This is a genomic window from Duganella sp. S19_KUP01_CR8 (genome assembly GCF_036688705.1).
Taxonomy (GTDB): domain Bacteria; phylum Pseudomonadota; class Gammaproteobacteria; order Burkholderiales; family Burkholderiaceae_D; genus Rugamonas.
Genome location: NZ_JAQQPR010000016.1, coordinates 89,425 through 107,985, shown reverse-complemented (window position 1 = coordinate 107,985; position 18,561 = coordinate 89,425). Strand labels below are relative to the sequence as shown.

General features: G+C 66.5%; 15 protein-coding genes. 14 read left to right on the top strand and 1 reads right to left on the bottom strand.

Annotated elements, in window-relative coordinates:
* The first annotated feature begins 23 nt into the window (after positions 1-23).
* The 10 genes from epsE to V6M89_RS17395 all read left to right on the top strand — a co-directional run bounded on the left by epsE (position 24) and on the right by V6M89_RS17395 (position 12,442).
* A complete protein-coding gene (gene epsE / locus V6M89_RS17440) occupies positions 24-809 on the top strand; it encodes a polysaccharide export protein EpsE (protein WP_332854348.1) in 786 nt (261 codons plus the stop codon).
* 52 nt (positions 810-861) lie between these two features.
* Entirely contained in the window at positions 862-2,265 is a 1,404-nt protein-coding gene (gene epsF / locus V6M89_RS17435) for a chain length determinant protein EpsF (RefSeq protein ID WP_332854347.1), read from the top strand.
* Positions 2,266-2,279: 14 nt separating this feature from the next.
* Positions 2,280-3,155 (top strand): chain length determinant protein tyrosine kinase EpsG, encoded by an 876-nt coding sequence (epsG, locus tag V6M89_RS17430; protein ID WP_332854346.1) that lies wholly within the window; start codon positions 2,280-2,282, stop codon positions 3,153-3,155.
* Between the two features lie 11 nt (positions 3,156-3,166).
* Positions 3,167-4,057 carry an exosortase B gene (xrtB, locus tag V6M89_RS17425; protein WP_332854345.1) on the top strand — a complete coding sequence of 297 codons (891 nt, stop codon included), beginning with the start codon at positions 3,167-3,169 and terminating at the stop codon, positions 4,055-4,057.
* Positions 4,054-4,740 (top strand): exosortase-associated protein EpsI, B-type, encoded by a 687-nt coding sequence (gene epsI, locus V6M89_RS17420; protein ID WP_332854344.1) that lies wholly within the window; start codon positions 4,054-4,056, stop codon positions 4,738-4,740. Before xrtB ends, epsI begins: the two co-directional genes overlap by 4 nt.
* A gap of 14 nt (positions 4,741-4,754) precedes the next feature.
* Positions 4,755-6,365, top strand: coding sequence for a hypothetical protein (locus V6M89_RS17415; protein ID WP_332854343.1), 1,611 nt, complete (start codon positions 4,755-4,757; stop codon positions 6,363-6,365).
* Positions 6,355-7,932 (top strand): hypothetical protein, encoded by a 1,578-nt coding sequence (locus tag V6M89_RS17410; protein WP_332854342.1) that lies wholly within the window; start codon positions 6,355-6,357, stop codon positions 7,930-7,932. The genes V6M89_RS17415 and V6M89_RS17410 overlap by 11 nt, the downstream gene beginning before the upstream one ends.
* 4 nt (positions 7,933-7,936) lie before the next feature.
* Positions 7,937-8,884 (top strand): beta-1,6-N-acetylglucosaminyltransferase, encoded by a 948-nt coding sequence (locus tag V6M89_RS17405; protein WP_332854341.1) that lies wholly within the window; start codon positions 7,937-7,939, stop codon positions 8,882-8,884.
* Positions 8,881-9,933, top strand: a complete 1,053-nt coding sequence (locus V6M89_RS17400; protein WP_332854340.1) for an acyltransferase family protein — start codon at positions 8,881-8,883, stop codon at positions 9,931-9,933. The genes V6M89_RS17405 and V6M89_RS17400 overlap by 4 nt, the downstream gene beginning before the upstream one ends.
* Positions 9,934-10,180: 247 nt before the next feature.
* The gene (locus V6M89_RS17395) at positions 10,181-12,442 is read left to right on the top strand and encodes a heparinase II/III domain-containing protein (protein WP_332854339.1); all 2,262 of its coding nucleotides are present in this window, start codon (positions 10,181-10,183) and stop codon (positions 12,440-12,442) included.
* Between the two features lie 10 nt (positions 12,443-12,452).
* Here the strand turns inward: V6M89_RS17395 and V6M89_RS17390 are convergent, their stop codons facing one another.
* A complete protein-coding gene (locus tag V6M89_RS17390; protein ID WP_332854338.1) occupies positions 12,453-13,673 on the bottom strand; it encodes a glycosyltransferase in 1,221 nt (406 codons plus the stop codon).
* A 199-nt stretch (positions 13,674-13,872) separates the two neighbouring features.
* Here V6M89_RS17390 and V6M89_RS17385 point away from each other — a divergent pair, with 199 nt between their 5' ends.
* Genes V6M89_RS17385 through V6M89_RS17370 form a run of 4 tightly spaced genes read left to right on the top strand, consistent with a single transcriptional unit; the run spans position 13,873 to position 18,539 of the window.
* Complete coding sequence (locus V6M89_RS17385; RefSeq protein WP_332854337.1) at positions 13,873-14,307, top strand: serine O-acetyltransferase; 435 nt, start codon at positions 13,873-13,875, stop codon at positions 14,305-14,307.
* An 11-nt stretch (positions 14,308-14,318) separates the two neighbouring features.
* Positions 14,319-15,419, top strand: a complete 1,101-nt coding sequence (locus tag V6M89_RS17380; protein ID WP_332854336.1) for an acyltransferase family protein — start codon at positions 14,319-14,321, stop codon at positions 15,417-15,419.
* Between the two features lie 43 nt (positions 15,420-15,462).
* Positions 15,463-16,533, top strand: coding sequence for a glycosyltransferase family 4 protein (locus V6M89_RS17375; RefSeq protein ID WP_332854335.1), 1,071 nt, complete (start codon positions 15,463-15,465; stop codon positions 16,531-16,533).
* Positions 16,530-18,539, top strand: coding sequence for a heparinase II/III family protein (locus tag V6M89_RS17370; RefSeq protein WP_332854334.1), 2,010 nt, complete (start codon positions 16,530-16,532; stop codon positions 18,537-18,539). Before V6M89_RS17375 ends, V6M89_RS17370 begins: the two co-directional genes overlap by 4 nt.
* Positions 18,540-18,561 lie beyond the last annotated feature (22 nt).

Sequence of the window (18,561 nt, the reverse complement as noted above, 5' to 3'; positions counted from 1 at the left end):
TTTGGAAAAAGGTTGGGGATATCATGAAACAATGGGCTAAATGGATGATGGCGCTGCTGTGCTGCGCCGCGCTGACCGCGCAGGCGGCCGAGGTGGTGCTGGGCGCAGGCGATGTGGTCAAGATCTCCGTGTACAACAATCCGGACCTCGGACTGGAAACCCGTGTCAGCGATGCCGGCGACATTACCTTCCCCCTGCTGGGCGCGGTGCCGGTCAAAGGCCTGACGGTGCCGGCGGCCGAGAAAAAACTCAGCAGCATGCTGGAGCAGGGCGGCTTCCTGCGCCAGGCCCAGGTCAATATGATCGTGACGTCGCTGCAAAGCGCGCAGGTGTCGGTGCTGGGCCAGGTCAACCGTCCCGGCCGCTATCCGCTGGAAGGCAAGCGCAGCGTGCTGGAGATGCTGGCGCAAGCGGGCGGGGCTACGGTGGACGGCAGTGATAACATCACGCTGATCCGCAAGCGTAACGGCCGCACCACCAAGGAACAGATCGATATCATCGGCATGGTGCGCGATGCCAATCTCGAACGCGACATCGATCTGGCCGCGGATGACGTCATCTATGTCGAGCGCTCGCCGCGCTTCTATATTTATGGTGAAGTGCAGCGTCCCGGCTCGTTCCGCCTGGAACGCAGCATGACCGTGCTGCAGGCGCTGTCGGCCGGCGGCGGCCTGACCGCGCGCGGAACCGAGCGCGGCATGCGCGTCAAGCGCCGCGGCGCCGACGGCAAGGAACAAGTGATCGACGTCAAACCGGACGATGTGCTGCTGCCGGACGACGTGGTCTATGTGAAGGAAAGCTGGTTTTAACCGGTGGGTCTGGAATTTCGCAGGCGAATACTGATGATATGAAAGTTTGAACATGAACGCTTCCCTATTTTTGCACATCCTGCGCGCGCGCATGCGCATCGTGCTGGCGACGTTTTTCGTCACCGTGCTGGCCACCGTCGTGGTCAGCTTGTTGTTGCCGAAGAGCTATACCGCCAGCAGCTCGGTGGTGATGAACTTCAAAGGCGTCGATCCGCTGACCGGCCTGACCCTGCCGGGCCAGCTGCTGCCCGGCTATATGGCCACGCAAATTGACATTATCACCAGCAAGAATGTGGCGTTGCGGGTGGTGGACCAGCTCAAGCTGGCGCAAAGTCCGGCGGTGATCGAGGAGTTTAATAAATCCACCAGCGGCCGCGGCACCGTGCGCGACTGGCTGGCCGATCTGTTGCTGCGCAAGGTGGAGGTGTCGCCGTCGCGCGAGAGCAGCGTGGTGGACATCGTCTTCAAGGGTTCCGATCCGCAGTTCGTGGCGACGGTGGCGAATGCGTTTGCGGAAGAGTACCAGCGCCTGAGCATTCAGCTCAAGGTCGATCCGCTCAAGAAGGCGTCGATCTACTTTGACGAGCAGCTGAAGACGCTGCGCGACAGCGTTGAGACCGCGCAGAGCCGGCTGTCGAAATACCAGCAGGAGCATGGCATCGTCAGCGTCGACAACCGCCTCGACGTCGAGACCAATCGCCTCAACGATTTGTCGGCCCAGCTGGTCGCCGCCCAAGGCCAGTTGATGGAAGCGAACTCGCGCCAGCGCATGGCCAGCAGCGACGGCGCCGAATCGCCGGACGTGGCGTCGAATCCGCTGATCCAGAACTTGAAAATCAACCTGGGCAACGCCGAAGCCAAGTTGGCCGAAGTGGGCCAGCGCCTGGACCGCAACCATCCGCAATACCAGAGCACCAAGGCGGAAGTGGACAAGCTGCAGCGCGACCTGGCCAAGCAGTTGCAACTGATCACCCAGTCGGTCGGCAACAATGCCAAGATCCTGGCGCAGCGGGCCGGCTCGGTCCAGGCCGCGTTTGACGCGCAGCGCACCAAGATCCTCGAGCTGAACCGGGCGCGCGATGAAATGGGCGTGCTGGCCAAGGATGTCGAAAGCGCCCAGCGCGCCTTCGATTCGGCCTCGCAGCGCTTCTCGCAGACCAAGATCGAATCGCAGTCGGAGCAGACCGATGTGGTGGTGCTCAATCCGGCGGTGCCGCCGAACGAGGCGTCGAGCCCGCGGGTGGCGCTGAACATCGCGCTGGCATGCGTGCTGGGCCTGATGCTGGGCGTCGGCTTCGCGGTGCTGGCGGAAATGCTGGACCGTCGTGTGCGCTCGGACGACGATATCGCGGCGCTGGACCTGCCGATTCTGGGCAGCATCGATTGGAACCCGCCTAAACGCCGCCGGCCTGGCCTGCTGCGTCCGGTGAAGCCGCAAAAACTGAGCTTAAATTAAGGGAAGACTGCATCATGAACGTACCTATGCCATCCTTGGCGGTCCCCAACGCGACGACGACTGAAAACTCCAGCATCGGCAGTGTGTTGCTTGAACTGGGCAAGATCTCGCCCGAAAGCGCCGAGCGCGTGCTGCGCATGCAGAAAGAACTGGGCATCCGCTTCGGCGAGGCCGCCATCCGCCTGGGCCTGATCACCGAAGCCGACATCCAACAGGCGCTGGCGCGGCAGTTCGACTACCCTTATCTGCAGGAAGGGGAATCCAAGTACTCGGAAAAGCTGGTGGCGGCCTACCAGCCGTTCACCCCCCAGGTTGAAACCTTGCGCGCCGTGCGCAGCCAGTTGATGCTGCGCTGGTTTGCCCAGGGACGCAAGTCGCTGGCCATCGTCAGCCTGGACGCCGACGACGGCGCCGGCATCTTCGCGGCCAACCTGGCCGTGGTGTTTTCCCAGCTGGGCGAGCAGACGGTACTGGTGGATGGCAATCTGCGCCAGCCCAGCCAGCACCAGACCTTCGACCTGGGCAGCCGTGCCGGCCTGTCGGACGTGCTGGCCGGGCGCGCCACGCTGGACGCGGTGGCACGGATCAATTCCTTCGTCGCGCTGTCGGTTTTGCCGGCCGGCACGCTGCCGCCCAACCCGCAGGAACTGCTCGGCCGCGAAGCGTTCAGCCGGCTGAACGCGGACTTGCAGGCGCGCTACGACGTGGTGTTGTACGACGCGGCCGCGTTTTCGCTGGGCGCCGACGCCCTGCCGGTGATCGCCCGCGCCGGCGGCGCGCTGGTCGTGGTGCGCAAGAACAGCTCGCGCTACAACGACGTCGCCGCCATGGTGGACCGCATCACGCAAAGCGGTGCGGTCATCGTCGGCACCGTGCTGGTCGATAACTGATGGAGCGCCTGATGGGACAGCCATTGCCCTGGCTGGCAAGCGTGCGCCGCGCGGTGCCCGACCTGTGGCCCGTCGTGCTGGGGTTCGCGGTGATGTACCTGCCCACCTTCTACGACCTGTTTACCATTACCTGGGCGACCGAGGAGCAGGCCCACGGGCCGATCATCTTCGGCCTGTCGCTGTGGCTGTTGATCCGCCAGTGGCCCGCCGTGCTGGCCGCGACCGAGGAACGGCCGGCGCACGGGGCCGGCTGGTCGGCCGCGCTGTTCGCGCTGTTGCTGTATGTGGTCGGCCGTTCGCAGTCGATCACGGCCTTCGAGCTGCTGTCGTTCATCATCCTGCTGGCGGCCATCGTGCTGCTCAAGCGCGGCAGCCGCGCGCTGGCGATGGTCTGGTTCCCGTTCTTCTTCATGCTGTTCATGGTGCCGCTGCCGGGACCGCTGGTCAGCACGCTGACGCTGCCGATGAAGATGGCGGTCTCGTATGTGACCGAAAACCTGCTGTACCTGGTCGGCTATCCGATCGCGCGCAGCGGCGTCATTCTGCAGATCGGCCAGTACCAGCTGCTGGTGGCCGACGCCTGCGCCGGCTTGCAGACGCTGCTGACGCTGGAGGCGCTGGGCTTGTTCTACCTGAACGTGGTGCGCCACACGTCGGCGTTCCGCAACGTCGCGCTGGCGCTGCTGATCATCCCGATCTCGTTTACCGCCAACGTGATCCGTGTGATCGTGTTGTGCCTGATCACCTATTACTTCGGCGACGCCGTCGGCCAGGGCTTCCTGCACGGATTCGCCGGCATGGTGCTGTTCATTACCGCGCTGACCCTGATCCTGAGCCTGGACACGCTGCTGCAATGGATCGTGCGCCGCCGCGTCGCCGCATCGAACCGAGGGACCGTATGAACAAATCACTGATCACCAGCCTGATTCTGGGCACGCTGATGCTGTCCTCCGCCGGCCTGACCAAGGTGGTGACGCCGACCATCAAGCTGGCCGACGAGAAGGCCAAGCTGGATCTGGAAACGGCGATCCCGCGCGAGTTTGGCGGATGGAAGCTCGACACCCACTCGGTGCCGGTGCAGCTCGATCCGGAGACCGCCGCCAAGCTCAACAAGCTGTACAACCAGACCGTCTCGCGCACCTACATCAATGCCGACGGCCACCGCATCATGCTGTCGATCGCCTACGGCGGCGACCAGAGCGAGGGCCTGGGCCTGCACCGGCCCGAGGTGTGCTACGCGGCGCAGGGCTTTGAAATCCGCGGCAATGCGACCGGGACGCTGGCCACCGGCTATGGCAGCCTGCCGGTGCGCCGGCTGCTGGCCGTCAGCGGCGAACGCAACGAGCCGATCAGCTATTGGATCACGATCGGCAACCAGGCCATCGGCCCCGGCCTGGGCCAGCGCCTGACGCAGCTGCGCTACGGCCTGACCGGCGTGGTGCCCGACGGCATGCTGGTGCGGGTATCGGAAGTGGTGCGCGACAACGACGCCTCCTACCAGTTGCAAGAGCAATTCATCCGCCAGCTGCTGCAAGCGGTCAGCCCGGAAGTACGCACCCGCCTGATCGGCGTGTTTGACGCCTGAACAAGGACTGAATCATGAAATTCCCGTTCGGCCGCCGCCTGCCGGCCGCCCCGGCGTCGGCCGGCCCGTATGCCGCCGCGCCGGCCCGCCGGCGCAGCGGCGGCGTGTTGTTGTTCCTGACCCTGACCTTGCTGGCGCTGCTGCTGGGCGCGACCATCGGCCTGAGTTCGCCTGTGCTGGTGACCATCCTGGGTGGGCTGATCTTCATCGTCCTCACCTTCCTGCTGCTGAATTCCTACCAGCTGGTGCTGGCGCTGCTGGTGCTGACCTTCCTGGTCCAGGGCTCGGCCCAGTATTTCCTGTCGAACCGGCAGGCGCCCTGGCTGGTGGTGGGCATGGCGGCGATCTTCTTTGTGCGCGCCATGATGGAGCTGGTGTTTGCGCGCCGCGGCGCCGGCGCCAAGGTCACCGCCTTCGACGACCGCGCCGTGCTCGGTTCGCTGCTGGTGTTCGCGCTGGTGTTCGGCGTCAGCACCTTCTTCAACCGGCCGTCGATGGGGCAGCTGGTGGTCGCCATCAAGGGCGTCTGGCCGCTGTTCGGGGTGCTGCTGGCGCTGGCCTGGATGCGCTGGGCGCCACAGCAGCTGGAACGCATGTGGAGCTTGCTGGTCGTGTTCGGCCTGCTGCAGCTGCCGGTGGTGTTTTACCAGCATTTCTTCATTTCCGGCACCCGCGCCACCACCGGCCACGACTCGGTGGTCGGCACCTTTGGCGGCAACCCCCTGGGCGGCGGCAACAGCGCCATTCTGGTGCTGTTCATTGTCGCCACCATGACGTATGCGCTGTCGCGCTGGGACAAGGGCCTGATGTCGCGGCGGATGGTGAGCCTGGTGTGCGCGGTGGGGCTGGCGGTGATCCTGCTGGGCGAGGTCAAGGCGGCCTTCATCTGGCTGCCGCTGTCGGCCGGCCTGGTGCTGCGGCGGCGCATCATGCGCAATGTGGCGTCGTTCATCATGTACCTGATTTTCGGCATGGTGCTGATCACCGGCATCTACCTGACCTATAACGCCTTGTATTGGGGCAAGCTGATCAACAAACAGCATGGCGCGGTCGCCAAGCTGGAAGCCGGTGGCGGCTATGTGTTCGACCCCCGCAGCATCAACTACAGCACCGGCGAGGTCGGCCGCGGCGCGGCGGTGGCGATCTGGGTCAACGACAAGCTCTCCAGCACGCCGTCGCGCCTGATCGGCTACGGGCCGGGCGCGATCAAGTCCGGCCCCGGCCTGGGCGCCGGCGTGCTGTTCAAGCGCTTCGCGCCGCTGCACGTCGATCCGACCGCGCTGGCCGTGCTGCTGTGGGATGTCGGCCTGCTGGGAACGCTGGCCTACTGGGCGATCTTCGTGTTCGGCATCCGCGCCGGCTGGCGCTATCTCAAAGCCGCGCGCGGCAGCCCGGCCGAGCAGGCCATCATCGAGACCAGTACCGCCACGCTGCTGTTGTTCGCCACGCTGATCGCCTATAACCGCACGCTGATGGACGACCCCTCGTCGCAACTGCTGTGCATGCTGGCGCTGGGCTGCGTGATGCAGTGTTCGCGCTTCGGCCGCGCGCGCGAGGCGCTCGCGCCGGCGCAGCACGGCGGGCCCGCCGCCGCGCGGCCGCTGCAGAGGGCGCATGGACAATAGCCCTTACAAGGCGGCACGGGTAGTTCGGCAGGCTAAGTCGTTCGCAATTGCAAAGGTGCTCAGCGCCTGCGTCGCCGTGCTGTTTCAATTTCTGCTGGTGCGCCACCTGAGCGTGGTCGACTACGTCTCGTTTACGGTGCTCACCGCCGCCAACGGCATCCTGGTGTTCGCCACCATGTTCGGCATGGACCGTCTGGTGTACCGGCTGGTGCCGCCGCTGCGCGACGCCGGCCGCTGGCGCGAGATGGCGGCGCTGATGGGCGGCTTGCTGCTGCTGCGCCAGCTCACCATCGCGCTGCTGCTGGGCGGCTTCGTCTGGCTGGGCGCGCTGCTGCTGCCGGCCCAGATCTACGCTGAAACCTGCAAGTTTCCCTGGCACTATGCCTGGTACGCGGTGGCGGTCGGCTGCACCGACTCGCTGGCCATCTTCTGCAACAGCGTCGGCCTGCAGGGACGCCAGGCGACGCTGCTGACCGGCATGACCAGCCTGCGCCTGCTGGCCTGTCTGCTGCTGCAGACGCTGTTTGGCGGCCTGCTGGCGATCGATGTCGGCCGCGTGTTGATCGGCACCGAGTTCCTGCTGGCGGCCGCATTGCTGCTGCTGCTGGCGCGCGAGCTGGCGGGCGTGCGCCGCAGCCATCCGCCGGCGGGCGCCTGGAAGTTCGGCTTTGCCTGGGGCGAACTGGTGCGCGACAGCATCAGCACCCAGCTGACCTATATGCTGACGTTGCCGTTCCGCGGCGGCGTGCTGAAGCTGGTGGTGGCGGCGGTGGCCACGCCGCTGGTGACCGCCTCGTTCGGCTTTTTCCAGACCATCGCCGACCGCGCCTATCAATTCATGCCGATTTTTATGATGAAGGGCATGCTGGAACCCGCCCTGGCCAGCGACTACGCCTTGCGGCGCGATCCGGGCCGCATCCAGCTGTCGGTCTCGCTGCTGTTGCGGATGAATTTCCTGATCCTGGCGCTGGCGCTGGCGCTGCTGCTCGGCTGCGGCGGCCCGCTGATCGACTGGGTGACCAACGGCCGCTATGGCGCCGAATTGCTGGTGGCCGGACTGCTGCTGGTGCAGCTGGGGGCGATGACGGTGGGCGAGGGCTTGTGGATCAGCCTGAATCCGGTCGGCCGGATCGCGCTGCACAACCGCATCTGGGTCTGGGTGGCGCTGCTGTGTTACCTGTTGATCGCCACCGCCGCGTGGCTGCGCAACCCCGAACTGATCATCGTCGGCAGCGCGCTGCCGTATGCGCTGGTATTCGCCTGGCTGCGCTGGGTCGCCGCCGAGCCCATGGTGCAGGACGACCTGGGCCTGCGCAGCATGTGGCGCCTGGCGCTGCCGGTCGGCGCCGCCGCGCTGGCCGCCCGCGCGGTGCTGCTGGCCGGCAGCGGCCACGCCCTGGTGGTGTTGGCGGTGCTGGCCGGCGCCGGCGTGTTTCTGCTGGGGGTGCGGCGCACGCGCTTGTTCCGGCCCGCCGAGCTGGACGGCATCGGCAGCGTCTCGCCCAAGTTTGCCCGCCTACTCAAGTACGTGTCGCCGGCCGCCGGCGACCATCCGATGAAAGACTGAGACCATGAAGATAGCCTATCTGATCCTGGCGCACGACCAGCCGGCCCAGTTCGGCCGGCTGCTGGCCGCGCTCGATGCCCCCGGCGTCAGCTGTTTTGTCCACATCGACGGCAAGTCCGACGAGCAGCCGTTTCGCGCCGCCGCCGGCGCGCTGGCGCCGCGCTTCGTCGGCGAACGGGTGCGCGTCAACTGGGGCGGCTATTCGCAGGTGGAAGCCATGCTGCGCCTGCTGCGCCTGGCGCACGCCCACGGCCCGCACGACTATTACCTGTTCCTCAGCGGGCGCGACTATCCGCTGCGGGACAACCAGCAGATCCACGGCTATCTGAGCCAACACCAGGGGCAGAGCTTCATGAATTTCTACCCCCTGGTCGACGGCACCGATTTCGTCGCCAAGGTGCGCAACTACTGCTACTACGACCTGTATGCGCATTTGCCCGGCCGCTGGCTGCGGCGGGTGGCCAATCGCCTGGTGCGCACGGTCAGCGCCTGGTTGCCGGAGCGCCGTTTCATCGACGGCATGACGCCGTACCGCGGCTCGACCTCGTGGTGCCTGACGCAGCCGGTGGTGGACTATCTGATCGGCTACATCGACAGCCCGGCCAGCGCCCCTTATGTGGCCTTCTTCCGTTCGGTGAACTGCGCCGATGAAATCTTTTTCCAGACGCTGGTGCTCAATTCGCCGCTGCGCCATACCTTGCGCAACTACGAGGCCGACGTGCTGCGGCGCCGCCCGGGCGAGATGGTCAATGAAAACAAGGTGTCGCTGCACTATATCGACTGGACCCCGGGACGCGGGGATCCGGCCATACTCGACGAGCGCGACTGGCCGGCGCTGCAGCAGACCGATAAATTGTTCGCGCGCAAATTCGACGCTGCGGTGTCGGCCGCGCTGCTGGCCCGCATCGACAGCGCGCGGCAAGCGCCGGCCAGCCAGCAGGGGCAGGGATGAAGGGCCAGCGTTTCCTGTTTTTGGACGGCATGCGCGGCCTGGCGGCCTTGTTCGTGCTGGTGCGCCACACCCGCATGTTCTGGGACTTCAGCTTCTACCGCAGCTACCTGGCGGTGGACTTGTTTTTCCTGTTGAGCGGATTCGTGATCGCCCACGCCTACGACGCCAAGCTGCAGTCCCGCACGCTGTCGGTGCCGCGCTTCATGGAGGTGCGCATGATACGGCTGTATCCGGTGTTCCTGATGTCGCTGGTGCTGGCCGCCGTGGTCATGGGGGCCAAGCTGTTCATCAAGCAGCCGGGCGGCCTGCCCGAGGCACTGCAATTGATGGCGCTGGTGGCGGCCACCGCCCTGTTCTTGCCGCTGCGGCTGGCGGACAACCCCGGGCTGTTCCCCTTGAATGGCCCGTACTGGTCGCTGTTCTTCGAGGTGTTGGTCAATTGGCTGTACGCGCTCATCAGGCCGGTACTGAGCAGCCGCGTGCTCAGCGCCGTGGTGCTGGCGGCGTTTCTGCTGCTGGCCGGCGAGGCGGCGTGGCGCGGCAGTTTCGACCTGGGCTTCAGCTGGAGCGCCGAATCGTGGGTGGTGGGCTCGGCGCGCTCGGTGTTCGGCATCTTTGCCGGATTGTGGCTGCACCGGCATGGCGCGGCGCTGGCCGCGCGCTGGCGCGTCTCGCCCTGGCTGGCGCTGGGCGCGGTGGCCCTGATGCTGGGCGCTCCCGACCTTGGCGGCTTGAACGGCGTGGTCGACCTGCTGGCGCTGGCGCTGGTGTTCCCGGCTTGCGTGCTGGTCGCCGCCCGCGGCCAGGGCGGCCGCGGCGCCACCGTGCTGGCCATGCTGGGCGCGGCCAGCTATCCGATGTATGTGTTGCACCAGCCGCTGGCGCAAGTGCTGTCGCACCCGCTGGCGCATCTGCCCAAGCCGTTCGGCGGCCTGGTGTTTCTGGCCTTGCTGCTCGGCGTCTCGGCCTTTATTGAACTGCGGGTCGACACGCCGGTGCGGCGCTGGCTGAGCGGCCGCCGCAGCCGAGCCGGCCTGGCCGCCCGCTAGCGCGGCGCGCGCCGGCGTGGTCGAAATGACTGGTTTGACACTTGTGCCAGCCATTTCCCGCCGCGCGCGGCCGGCGGCGGGCTGGAGCGCAACAGAATGAAGTTTCTTTGAGGAAAAGTATGTTGTCAACGCATTTTTGACTACGGCAACTGTGTATAATAAGCGTTGCCCCTAGTTGTGCCAGCGCGCCGACAGGGTGACGCGACAACTTCCTTGAAATTCATTCGCTATGCCACGGAGGCTAAAAGTGAACCTTCCAAAACGTTTTACTTCCCCTGTATTACTGGCGGTCGCCCTCACCAGCACTCCGGCATTGCAAGCGGCCGACTGGGCTCAGGCGCTGACGCCGCTGGAAATCAAGACACTGCCGACCGATTTAAACGTTCAACCGCAGAATCCGCCGACCTATTCGTGGTCGCGCCACAGCACCAATCCGCCTTCCTATGTGATCGAAGTACGCGACAGCAAGGGCGTGGTTTACGCCACCTACACGTCCTTCCGTAACTGGTATCTGCCGTCGAAGGCGATGCCCGCCGACACCTATACCTGGCACGTGCGGCCGTCGACGTCGACCATCTGGTCGGTCGACCGCAAGTTTGTGATCAACACCCAGTCCACCGCCTACGAGGTTGGCGAGAACACCGAGCTGCGCGCCCGCGTGATCGCGCGCGCCCGTCCGCGGGCGCTGCAGAGCGGCATGCCGCTGTACGCCAACTGGACCGCGGCCATGCTCGCCGACCGCGGCGCCGCCGTGGTGCAGCTGAAAAAAGAAGTCGACTGGAATATCACCGCGTTGCCGGTGATTACCGACGCCACCTGGGGCCTCAACACGACCACGCTGGTGACGGCGGCCCAGGCGGCCCAGGTGGCCGATATCCGCAAGCAGCTGGGCACCCGCAAGCGTCAGCTGGAATCGGCGTCGCTGCTGTACCGCCTGACCGGCGAGGCCAAGTACCTGACCGAAGCGCTGCGCCGCGGCGACGAGATGGCGGGCTTCAATCCGCTGGGACCGACCAACTACGCCCAGCAGGACCAGGCGCCGTATGCGATTGCATCGACCCTGATCCATGCCTATGACGCGCTGTACGATGCGCTGAGCGCCACCCGCCGCGCCGCATGGCTGAAGTCGGTGGCGGCCTATGGCAACCAGATTTACGCCGACTTGTCCAAGGACAACGGACGCATCGACCAATATCCGTTCGACTCCCACGGCATCAGCAACACCGCCGGCCTGGCGGTGTTGTCGACGCTGGGCCTGGGCGATGTGCCCGATGCCAACGCCTGGTTCGATTTCTCGTTCCGCTCCTATGTCAGCTCGCTGAGCGTGTGGAGCGGCCCGGAGGGCGGCTTCGCCAACGGCAGCGCCTATGCGGAATACGCGGTCGACCTGTACATGCAGGTGTACCAGCCGGCGCTGCAGGCGATGGGGCTGGACCTGTACGCCAAGCCGTGGTCGCGCGGCTTCATGAACTTCTTCACCTATTTTGTGCCGCCTGGCCAGAAGTCGCATGTGTTTGGCGACAGCCATGAAGTGATGCCGTCGGCGCAGATCATGAAGGCCTATGCGGTCAACTTCGCCACGCCGGCCGCGGCATGGTACGCCAACAGCATTCCCGGCGCCTTCGACGCGTTGACGCTGTTGCGCGCGCCGTATCCCTTGCCGTCGGCCAAGGTCTCCGCGTCCGCCGCGGTCGCCCCGACGGTCAATTCGATCATGTTGCCAAGCATCGGCTGGGCCGCGCTGCATAGCAGCCTGGCCGACCCGGCGCGCACCTCGGTGTACTTCAAGTCCAGCCCGTATGGCTCGTACAACCACAGCCATGGCGACCAGAATAGTCTGGTGGTGATGAGCGCCGGACAGCCGATGCTGGCCGAGGGCGGCTGGTATGACTACTATGGCTCGCCGATGTGGTTGTCGTGGTACCGCGCGACCAAGTCCCACAACGCCTTGACCTATGACGGCGGCCAGGGGCAGGTGGTCAACGGCGACAATATGGTCTCGCTGACCAACAACGGCAAGATCACCGCGTTTTCCACCACGGCCAGCATGGACTATGTCGAGGGCGATGCGACCCCGGCCTACGGCGGCGCCCTGACTTCGGCGGTGCGCAAGGTATGGTACTTGCGCAGCATCGACGCCATCGTGGTGCAGGACAAGTTCAAATCGCCGGCGGCGCACACCTTCGAATGGAATTTCCATGCGTTCGCGCCGCTGGTGGCCGACACCACGGTGGCCGGCATCCCGGCGCAGTCGATCAGCTACCAGGGCCGCAAGCTGTGCGTGCGTCCCGTCAGCGGCACCGGCATCAAGTTCACCCAGCCCAACGTCGTGCTGCAGATGGCGGGGCGGGCGGAAACCCAGGGGGTCTACAGCCTGACCGCGCCGGCCACCTCCGGCGAGTTCCTGATGGTGCTCGACGTCGGCTGCAAACACCCGACGGTGACGCTGACCACCGGCGTGTCGCGCACGCTGACGGTCGGCGGCGTGGCGATCACGGTGCCGAACTGATCGATCCCGGTTACGGGCGCAGCAGGCGCCTGTAACCATCGGCTATCCTGGCCGACAGCACGCGATAGCTGCGCTGCTGCTCGATATAGTCGATGCCGGCGGCGGCGCGCGCGCGCGCCGCCGCCGGATCGGCCAGTATCGCCAGCAGCGCTTCGGCCAACGCCGGGGCGTTGCTGGTGGTGAGCCAGCCGGCGTCGCTGTCGCGCAGCACCTGGACCTGGTCCGGCGTATCGTTGCCGACCGCCGGCACCCCCATCGCCAGGTACTCCAGCAGCTTGGTGGGCGAGCTGATGTCGAATAACTTCCCCCTTGGTATGTACGAGACCGCGGCCTGGCTGCCGGCCAGCAGCGCCAGCGCCTGCGGCGGCGCCAGCCAGCCGGTGATGGTGAGCTGGTCGGCGACGCCGATTTTGCGCGCATGGGCCTGCAGTTCGTCCAGGTCGCCCGGGGTCGGCGAACTGCCGATCAGCAACAGCCGGGCGTCCGGCCGGCGCGCCGCCACCAGCGCGAAGGCGTCGAGCAAGAGCGGCAGGTGGCGCGAGCGGTCCAGCGTGCCCAGGTAGGCGATCACCGGCGCGTCCCGCAGCGCCGGCAGGCGCTGCGGCACGATCTGCCCGGGCCGCAGCGTCTCGGTGTCGACCCCCATCGGCGCGGCGGTCAGCTTGGCGCCGTCGATGCCGCGCGCGATCATGTATTGCTTCATCGCCTCGCTTTGCACGAACACATGGTCGGCGCACGGCAGCAGCACCTTGTAAAACCAGACTTTCTCAATCAGGCCCTTGGCCAGCGTCAGATAGTAGTGCGCGCTGGGCCGGACGGCCAGCTCCGCGCGCGAGCGCTCGATGCGGCCGTCGCACATCAGGAACGAGGCCCAGTAGACGAATGGAATGCCGCGCAAGCGGGCGATGGCCAGCGTGAGCAGGCCGATCGACACCATGTCGCGCACCTGGATCAGGTCGCAGTCGCGGCGGTTCGCCGCCCAGGCCTGGCCCAGGCATAAACGGAAAAACCCCAGTTCACGGCGCCAGCGCGGCCCGGTCGCGGCGGAGCGCGCCACGGCGGCGAAGCCGTCGGCCGCCGCCGGGGCGGCCGCCGCGCTCTTGCCGACGATATGGCAGTCGATGCCCAGGCGCGGCAGGTATTTGCCGAACAGGACGGCGACATCGGGGCGGTAGGAGGGCAGTGGCTCGGGAACTAACTGCAGAAGGCGGATGCGGCGCGGTGTGCTCAATGGTGTGCCCGGTGTGGTAAAGTGGAATGTGTCGTAAGATGGTTTTCAGTCAAGTATACTTGAATTGGCGCCGCGGCTGGGGTCGCGCACGATAGGATTGATTTCTTGACATTAATGTTGTCTTCGCAGATACTTTATGCCGCGTTGGCGAAGGGTATCGCTGGTTCATGTTTTCCGCTACATAGTTAAGGCAATATTTATGCTGACCGTATTCCGCTTCGCGGCTTGGTTGCAACGAGGCGGTGTGCCTCTGCTGCCGCGTTTTCTTTACGCCCTCAATCGGGTGCTGTTTGCCGTGGTGCTGCCGCCGACGGTCAGGCTGGGCAAGGATGTCCGCCTCGCGTATAGCGGCCTGGGCATCGTCGTGCATGCCCGCGCGGTGATCGGCGACCGGGTCCGGCTGGCGCAGAATGTGACCATCGGCGGGCGTTCCGGCCACCACGCGGTGCCGGTGATCGAGGACGACGTCGAGATCGGCGCCGGCGCCTGCGTGCTGGGGCCGGTGACCATAGGCCGCGGCGCGCGCATCGGCGCCAATGCGGTGGTGCTGCACGACATCCCCGCCGGCATGGTGGCGGTCGGCGTGCCGGCGCGGGTGCGTCCGGCGCCGCAAGCCGGCGCCATGCCCCCTTGATGTCCTTGCCCATGCTTGCCTCGTCCCCGCTGGCGGCCGCGCCGGCCGCCACCGCCGTCCCCGGTCGCGCCTTTTATCTGCCCTCGCTCGACGGCCTGCGCGCCTGCGCCGCGCTGCTGGTGTTCTTCAGCCATGCCGGCTGGGGCCACCTGATCCCCGGCGGCTTTGGCGTGACCGTGTTTTTTTTCCTCAGCGGATACCTGATCACCACCTTGTTGCGGCGTGAAGTCGAGCAGCACGGCCGCATCTCGTTCCGCAGCTTCTACCTGCGCCGGGTCTACCGCATCTTCCCGCCCATGTATCTGCTGCTGTTCCTGCTGCTTGGGCTGTGCCTGGCCGGCGTGCTGCAGAACGACATGAGCTGGGGCGGGGTGGCGGCGCTGCTGACGCAGTCGACCAATTACTATTTGCTCAGTGTCGAGCACAGCGGCCTGTTGCCGTTTACCGGCACCTATTGGTCGCTGGCGATCGAGGAACACTTTTATCTGTTGTTCCCCGCGCTGTTCGCGGCCTGCGCGGCGCGCTGGCCGCACCGCCGCACCGCCGCCTTGCTCGCGCTGGTGTGCGTGGCCGTGCTGGCCTGGCGTTGTGTGCTCATCTATTGGCTGCAGGCGGCGGACGAGCGCACCTACCTGGCCACCGACACCCGCCTCGACAGCCTGTTGTTCGGCTGCGTGATGGGGCTGTGGCGCAATCCCGCGCTCGACGCGCGGCCGCTGGCGCCCCGGCCGTGGCAACACGCGTTGCTGCTGGGCGGCGCGATCGCGCTGCTGCTGGGCTGCTTCGTGGTGCGCGATCCGGCGTTCCGCGCCACCTGGCGCTATACGCTGCAAGGGCTGGCGCTGTTTCCGGTGTTCTGGTACGCGGTGCGCCATCCGCAATGGCCGCTGTTCCGGCCGCTGAACTGGCGCGCCGTGCGCTGGGTCGGCGAGATCTCGTATGTGTTTTATCTGTCGCATTTGCTCTGGCTGGCGGTGGCCTGGCACCTGTGGCCGGACAACCGGGCCGGCGGCGCGGCGCTGGCGTTGGGGTTGACGCTGGTGTTTTCGTGGGCCGTGCACCTGGTCGTCGAGCGTCCCTTCGCCCGGCTGCGCAAGCAACTCCACCATTGAACCCGGCGGCCCACGGCCTTACGCCACCTTCACGGATATTTGCATGAAAAAGATTGTAATGCTCGGCACCCGATTCGACACCATGGGCGGCATCTCCGCCGTCGTCAATGTGTACCGCGCGGCCGGACTGTTCCGGCGCTACCCGATAGTCTACCTGCCGACCCATTGCGACGGCGGCGCCGGCGCCAAGCTGGCGCTGCTGGCGCAGACCTGGCTGCGCTTCATCGCCATGCTGCTCACCGGCCGCATCGGCCTGCTGCACGTGCACGTCTCGCGCCGCGCCAGCTTCTGGCGCAAGGCCTTGTTCTTCCTGCCGGCCTTCCTGTTCCGGGTGCCGGCCGTGCTGCACCTGCACAGCGGCGCGTTCCACGATTTCTACGAGCGCGAGTGCGGCCGCGGCGGGCGCTGGCTGGTGCGTTTCATTTTCGACCGCGCGGCCCAGGTGATCGTGCTGTCGCACACCTGGCGCCAGTGGGCCGCCACCGTCACGCGCAATCCCAACATCAGCGCGATCTACAATCCGGTGCTGCTGCCGGCCGCGCCGACCGACTGGAGCGCCCGCGTGGCCGGGCAGACGCTGTTTTTCGGCCGCCTGGGGCAGAACAAGGGCTGCTACGACCTGCTGCAGGCGGCCAGCCAGATGGTCGGACGCCAGCCGCAGCTGACGCTGCGCATGGGCGGCGACGGCGAGCTGGCGCAGGTCGGCGCGCGCGCCGCGGCGCTGCAGATCGGCGCCCATGTCGAGCTGCTCGGCTGGGTGCGCGGCGCCGACAAGGAGCGCGCGCTGGCCAGCGCGGTGCTGTATGTGCTGCCGTCGTACAGCGAGGGCTTGCCGATGAGCGTGCTGGAGGCGATGGCGGCCGGCCTGCCGGTGCTGACCACGCCGGTGGGCGGCATCCCGGAGGCGGTGACGGACGGCGTCGAGGGCTTCCTGATCGAGCCCGGCGACGTGGCGGCGCTGGCGCAGCGCTGGGAACGCCTGCTGGACGATCCCGCATTGGCGCGCAGCATGGGCGCGGCGGCGCGGCGCAAGATTGAAACCACTTTTTCTGCCGAGGCGATCTTGCCCAAGGTCGAACACATTTATCGCAACATGGGGTATGTACCGGTATGACCACACTGGCCTGGAAGTTGAATCGCGTCAAACTGATGGGCGCGTCGGAGGTGGCCTGGCGCGTGCTCCAGATCGCGCAAAAAAAGGCGGCCAAGCTGGGGCTGGGCCTGCGGCCGACGCCGCCGGCGCCGGCGCCGGCCGCCGCCCGCTCGTTCCTGGCGGCCGGCGTGCAGCCGGCCGACCGGCCGGCGCTGTGCGCGGCGGCCGACGCCATCCTGGCCGGCCGCTGGAATGTGTTCGCGCTGCGCGGCGTCGAGCTGGGCTTCCCGCCGCAATGGAACCGCGACCCCAAGACCGGCACGCTGGCGCCTATGGGGCTGGGCAAGGCCATCGACTACCGCAGCGAACGGGTGGTGGGCGACATCAAATACCTGTGGGAACCCAGCCGTCACCTGGAACTGGTGACGCTGGCGCAGGCCTGGCACGTCAGCGGCGAGCAGCGCTACGCCGACGGCGCGCGCGCGCTGCTGCAATCGTGGTTCGACCAGTGCCCCTATCCGCAGGGCGTGCATTGGACCAGTTCGCTTGAACTGGCGGTGCGCCTGCTGAACTGGGCCTTCGCCTGGGAACTGCTGGGCGGCGCCGCCTCGCCGCTGTTTGCCGGCGCCGACGGCCAGCGCTTCCAGCGCCGGTGGCTCGACAGCGTCTACCAGCACTGCCACTTCATCCAGGGCTATTTCTCGCGCCATTCGTCGGCCAACAACCACCTGTTCGGCGAATATATGGGCTTGTTCGTCGCCAGCCTGGTGTGGCCGTGCTGGCCCGACTCCGCGCGCTGGCAGGCCCTGTCCCGGCGCGGCCTGGAAGTCGAGGCGCTCAAGCAAAACACGGCCGACGGCGTCAACCGGGAACAGGCGGTCTACTACCAGCACGAAGTGATGGACATGATGTTGCTGTGCCATCTGGTCGGGCAGGCGCACGGGGTGGCGTTCGCGCCGGCCTACCTGCAACGGCTGGAAAAGCTGGCCGACTTCCTGGCCGCGCTGCTGGACGCCGGCGGCCACATGCCGATGACCGGCGACGCCGACGACGCCCAGATGGTCAGGCTGGCGCATGAGGCTGGCTGGTCGCCATACCGCTCGCTGCTGGCCAGCTGCGCGCTGCTGTTCGGCCGCGCCGACTTCAAGCGCAAGGCCGGCGCGCTGGACGACAAGACCCGCTGGCTGTTCGGCCACGCCGGCCAGCAGCGCTGGGACAGCCTGGCGCCGGCCGGCGCCGAACGGCCGGTGATGGCCTTCCCGGAAGGCGGCTACTACCTGCTGGGCCAGAACTTCGGCGGCGCCGACGAGGTGCGGCTGGTGGCCGACTGCGCGCCGCTCGGCTATCTGTCGATCGCCGCCCACGGCCACGCCGACGCGCTGGCGTTCACGCTGTCGCTGGGCGGCGAGGAATTCCTGATCGATCCCGGCACCTACGCCTACCACACGCAAAAATCCTGGCGCGACTACTTCCGCAGTACCGCGGCGCACAACACGGTGTGCGTCGACCAGCGCGACCAGTCCGAAATCGGCGGCAACTTCATGTGGCTGCGCAAGGCCAACGCGCGCCTGATCGCGCACCAGCCGGACGGCGCGCTGCAGCGCTTTGAAGGGGAGCACGACGGCTACCAGTGCCTGGCCGATCCGGTCACGCATCGCCGTGTCGTCGAGTTCGATACGAACAGAAATACCCTCGTTGTCAAAGACATATTACAATGTCGGGGTTCGCATCATGTTGCACTGCACTGGCAACTGGCGGAGGGTTGCCGTACTGAATTAAACGACGGCGTGGCGCGGGTGCTGGGCCGGCGCAGCGAGTTGCAGCTGCGCTGCGGCTTCGGCGGCGGCGCCGAATTGTTGCGCGGCAGCGACAGGCCGATCGGCGGCTGGATTTCCCGCCGCTTCGACGAAAAAACCGCTATCGACACGCTGCGATGGCAGGGTACCGTAGAGGGTACGACAGAAATAGTGACTGAGCTGCGGCTGCTGGTGAACACCACGCCGGACGCGGTTCAGGTAGTAAATTAACGGTGGCATCGACAAATCATTG

Coding starts and splice junctions, on each gene's coding strand:
- epsE (WP_332854348.1), top strand. CDS start 24: ATGAAACAATGGGCTAAATGGATGATGGCGCTGCTGTGCTGCGCCGCG.
- epsF (WP_332854347.1), top strand. CDS start 862: ATGAACGCTTCCCTATTTTTGCACATCCTGCGCGCGCGCATGCGCATC.
- epsG (WP_332854346.1), top strand. CDS start 2,280: ATGAACGTACCTATGCCATCCTTGGCGGTCCCCAACGCGACGACGACT.
- xrtB (WP_332854345.1), top strand. CDS start 3,167: ATGGGACAGCCATTGCCCTGGCTGGCAAGCGTGCGCCGCGCGGTGCCC.
- epsI (WP_332854344.1), top strand. CDS start 4,054: ATGAACAAATCACTGATCACCAGCCTGATTCTGGGCACGCTGATGCTG.
- V6M89_RS17415 (WP_332854343.1), top strand. CDS start 4,755: ATGAAATTCCCGTTCGGCCGCCGCCTGCCGGCCGCCCCGGCGTCGGCC.
- V6M89_RS17410 (WP_332854342.1), top strand. CDS start 6,355: ATGGACAATAGCCCTTACAAGGCGGCACGGGTAGTTCGGCAGGCTAAG.
- V6M89_RS17405 (WP_332854341.1), top strand. CDS start 7,937: ATGAAGATAGCCTATCTGATCCTGGCGCACGACCAGCCGGCCCAGTTC.
- V6M89_RS17400 (WP_332854340.1), top strand. CDS start 8,881: ATGAAGGGCCAGCGTTTCCTGTTTTTGGACGGCATGCGCGGCCTGGCG.
- V6M89_RS17385 (WP_332854337.1), top strand. CDS start 13,873: ATGCTGACCGTATTCCGCTTCGCGGCTTGGTTGCAACGAGGCGGTGTG.
- V6M89_RS17380 (WP_332854336.1), top strand. CDS start 14,319: ATGCTTGCCTCGTCCCCGCTGGCGGCCGCGCCGGCCGCCACCGCCGTC.
- V6M89_RS17375 (WP_332854335.1), top strand. CDS start 15,463: ATGAAAAAGATTGTAATGCTCGGCACCCGATTCGACACCATGGGCGGC.
- V6M89_RS17370 (WP_332854334.1), top strand. CDS start 16,530: ATGACCACACTGGCCTGGAAGTTGAATCGCGTCAAACTGATGGGCGCG.